At 68.7% G+C, this 4,192-nt stretch carries 2 protein-coding genes; both read left to right on the top strand.

The window, feature by feature from the left end; genetic code table 11:
• A partial coding sequence (gene metH / locus RJ03_RS13345; RefSeq protein WP_036501844.1) for a methionine synthase occupies positions 1 to 2,945 on the top strand: 2,945 nt, incomplete at its 5' end.
• A gap of 73 nt (positions 2,946 to 3,018) precedes the next feature.
• A partial coding sequence (locus tag RJ03_RS13340; protein WP_157163413.1) for a serine/threonine-protein kinase occupies positions 3,019 to 4,192 on the top strand: 1,174 nt, incomplete at its 3' end.

Below are 4,192 nucleotides of genomic sequence, written 5' to 3'. Positions count from 1 at the left end.
GTGAGATCGGCGCGGCGCTGACCGCGATCGAACCGCTCGGTGTCGACATGATCGGTCTCAATTGCGCCACCGGCCCGGACGAGATGAGCGAACATCTGCGCCATCTGTCCAAGCACGCCCAGCTGCCGGTGTCGGTGATGCCGAATGCGGGGCTGCCGGTGCTGGGGGCCAACGGCGCCGAATATCCGCTCACCCCGGGCGAATTGGCGAGCGCGCTGCACGGCTTCGTCACCGAATTCGGCCTCGCGCTGGTCGGCGGCTGCTGTGGCACCACCCCGCAGCACATCCGCGAGGTCGCCGACGCGGTCGCGAATGTGGCTCCGGTCCAGCGCAATCCGGAGCACGAGCCGAGTGTGTCGTCGATGTACACCTCGGTGCCGTTCGAACAGGACGCCTCGATCATGATGATCGGCGAGCGCACCAACGCCAACGGCTCCAAGGCTTTCCGTGAGGCGATGCTGGCCGGCGACTGGCAGAAATGCCTCGACATCGCCAAGGACCAGACCCGCGACGGCGCGCACATGCTGGATCTGTGTGTCGACTACGTCGGCCGCGACGGCAGCGTCGACATGGCGGAGCTGGCGGGCCGGCTCGCCACCGCCTCGACGCTGCCGATCATGCTCGACTCCACCGAGCCGCCGGTGCTGCAGGCCGGTCTGGAACATCTGGGCGGGCGGTGCGCGGTCAACTCGGTGAACTACGAGGACGGCGCCGGGCCCGATTCGCGCTTCCAGCAGATCATGCGCCTGGTCGCCGAGCACGGCGCCGCCGTGGTGGCGCTGACCATCGACGAGAACGGCCAGGCCCGCACGGCGGAGCACAAGGTGGAGATCGCCGAGCGGCTGATCGCCGACATCACCGGCAACTGGGGGCTGGCCGAGAGCGACATCATCGTCGACTGCCTGACCTTCACCCTGGGTACCGGGCAGGAGGAATCGCGTCGCGACGGCATCGAGACCATCGAGGGCATCCGCGAGCTCAAACGGCGGCACCCGCAGGTGCAGACCACCCTCGGCCTGTCGAACATCTCCTTCGGCCTCAACCCCGCCGCCCGGCAGGTGCTGAACTCGGTGTTCATGCACGAATGTGTGGAAGCCGGGCTGGATTCGGCGATCGTGCACGCCTCCAAGATCCTGCCGATGAGCCGGATCCCGGAGGATCAGCGCACCGCGGCGCTGGATCTGATCTACGACCGCCGCCGCGAGGGTTACGACCCGCTGCAGACGCTGATGGCCATGTTCGAGGGCGTCTCGGCGGCCTCGGCGAAGGCCTCGCGCGCCGACGAACTGGCCGCGCTGCCGCTGTTCGAACGCCTGGAGCGGCGCATCGTCGACGGCGACCGCAACGGCCTCGAGGACGATCTGGACGCGGCGATGCGGGAAGTGCCGCCGCTGCAGATCATCAACGAAACCCTGCTCGCGGGGATGAAGACTGTCGGTGAGCTGTTCGGATCGGGGCAGATGCAGTTGCCGTTCGTGCTGCAGTCCGCAGAGGTCATGAAGACCGCGGTGGCGCACCTGGAACCGCATATGGAGGCCACGGACGATTCGGGCAAGGGCCGCATCGTGCTGGCGACGGTCAAGGGCGATGTGCACGACATCGGCAAGAACCTGGTCGACATCATCCTGTCCAACAACGGCTACGAGGTCGTCAATCTCGGTATCAAACAACCGATTTCGGCGATTCTGGACGCGGCCACCGACAAGAAGGCCGATGTGATCGGCATGTCGGGCCTGCTGGTCAAGTCGACGGTGGTGATGAAGGAGAACCTCGAGGAGATGAACACCCGCGGGGTCGCCGACCAGTTCCCGGTGCTGTTGGGCGGCGCCGCGCTGACCCGCTCCTACGTCGAGAACGATCTCACCGACGTCTACGCCGGCGATGTGCACTACGCCCGCGACGCGTTCGAGGGCCTGCGCCTGATGGACGACATCATGACCCGCAAGCGCGGCGGCGCGGTCGATCCGGACAGCCCCGAGGCCGAGGCCGAACGCGCCAAGGCCGCCGAGCGCAAGGCCCGTCACGAGCGGTCCAAGCGCATCGCGGCCGAACGGCGCGCCAAGGAGACACCCGTCGAGGTGCCCGAGCGCTCGGACGTGGCCGCCGACCTGCCGGTGCCGGTGCCGCCGTTCTGGGGCACCCGGGTGATCAAAGGCCTTGCGGTGGGCGAATACTCGAGCCTGCTCGACGAGCGCGCGCTGTTCCTGGGCCAGTGGGGTCTGCGTGGACAGCGCGGCGATGAGGGGCCGAGCTACGAGGATCTGGTCGAATCCGACGGCCGCCCGCGGCTGCGGTACTGGCTGGACCGGTTGTCCACCGAGGGAGTGCTGCAGCACGCGGCGGTGGTCTACGGCTACTTCCCGGCCGTGTCCGAGGGCGACGACGTGATCGTTCTCACCGAACCGGATCCCACTGCGCCGCAACGGTATCGGTTCACCTTCCCGCGTCAGCAGCGCGACCGGTTCCTGTGCATCGCCGACTTCGTGCGCTCGCGGAAGCTGGCCACCGAGCGCGGCCAGGTCGACGTTCTGCCTTTCCAGCTGGTCACCATGGGGCAGCCGATCGCCGACTTCGCCAACGAGCTGTTCGCGGCGAACAACTACCGCGACTACCTCGAGGTGCACGGCATCGGGGTGCAGCTCACCGAGGCGCTGGCCGAATACTGGCATCGCCGGATCCGGGAAGAGCTTGTGCTGGAAGGGCATTCGGTCGCCGACGAGGACCCCGCCGAGGTGACGGATTACTTCAAACTCGGCTACCGTGGCGCACGCTACTCCTTCGGTTACGGCGCCTGCCCCGAACTCGAGGACCGCGCGAAACTGGTGTCGCTGCTCGAGGCGGACCGGATCGGTGTATCGCTGTCGGAGGAGTTGCAGCTGCATCCGGAACAGTCGACCGACGCCTTCGTTCTGCTGCATCCGGAAGCCAAGTACTTCAACGCGTAAACTTTTAGCGTTTCCGTGCGTCACACATAGTGGTGGGGTGCTCGGCGTGTGAGCGCAGGAGGGGTTCGACACCATGACTTCAGATCGGCTGATCGCCGGGCGGTACCGACTGGCCGATCCCATCGGCAGCGGAGCCATGGGCGTGGTGTGGCGCGCCAGTGACGTTCGGCTGCGGCGCACCGTCGCGGTCAAGCAGCTGCTGCTGGCGCCCGGACTGACCAAGGCGCAGGCGCTCGAAGCGAAGATGCGCGCCATGCGGGAGGGACGCATCGCGGCACGGCTGCACCACCAGAACGCGGTCACCGTCTTCGACGTCGCGGAGGAGGACGGCCAGCCCTGGCTGGTGATGGAGTACGTCGACGCGCAGAGCCTGGCGGCGCTGATGCGCGACAAAGGCCCGCTCGAACCGCGTGAAGTGGCCCGGATCGGGGCGAAGGTCGCCGCGGCGCTCGCCGCCGCGCACGACGCCGGCATCGTGCATCGGGACGTGAAGCCCGCGAACATCCTCGTCGCCGACAATGGGACGGTGAAGATCACCGACTTCGGCATCTCGCGCGCCGTCGGTGACGTCACGGTCACCTCGACCGGATTCCTGGCCGGCACCCCGGCGTATCTGTCGCCGGAGATCGCGCGCGGTGAGGATCCGGAACCGTCATCCGATGTGTTCGCGCTGGGGTCGACGCTGTATGCCGCGGTCGAGGGCGCGCCTCCGTTCGGCGAGGGGGACAACCCGCTGGCGGTGCTGCATTCGGTGGTCAGTGCCAAGGTGCCCGAGCCGAAGCGCGCCGAATCGCTGGGCCCGGTGCTGATGAGCCTGCTGGCCGCCGACGGCGCCGACCGGCCCACCATGCGGGAAGCCCAACAGGCGCTCGAGGCCGTCGCCGACGGCCGATCGGCGGCGTTGGTCCCCGCGGCCACCAAGGTGCTCCCGCAACCGGGCGCCGACGCCGCCGCGACCACGGTGCTGGCGGCTCCCGAGAAGACCACCGCGGCGGCCGGTGCCGCCGCCGTCGCAGGCGGATCCACCGCGAGAACACCCGCGCCGCAACCGAAGCCGGGCCCGCTGCGCGACCGGCGGATCTGGGCGGCCGCCGCTGCCGCCGTCCTCGTCGTCGCCGTGATCATCGGATTGGTGGCGACGTCCGGGTCCGATGACAACCACACCGCGGCGGCGGGGAACGCACCACCTCGGCGCCGGAGCAGCCCTCGGCGACCGCCTTCGCACCGCCCGGCGCCGCGACCCCGGA

It is taken from the genome of Nocardia aobensis NBRC 100429 (genome assembly GCF_000308375.1).
Lineage (GTDB): Bacteria > Actinomycetota > Actinomycetes > Mycobacteriales > Mycobacteriaceae > Nocardia > Nocardia aobensis.
Note: the sequence above shows the minus strand (reverse complement) of the source record. Positions and strands in the feature narration are given on the sequence as shown.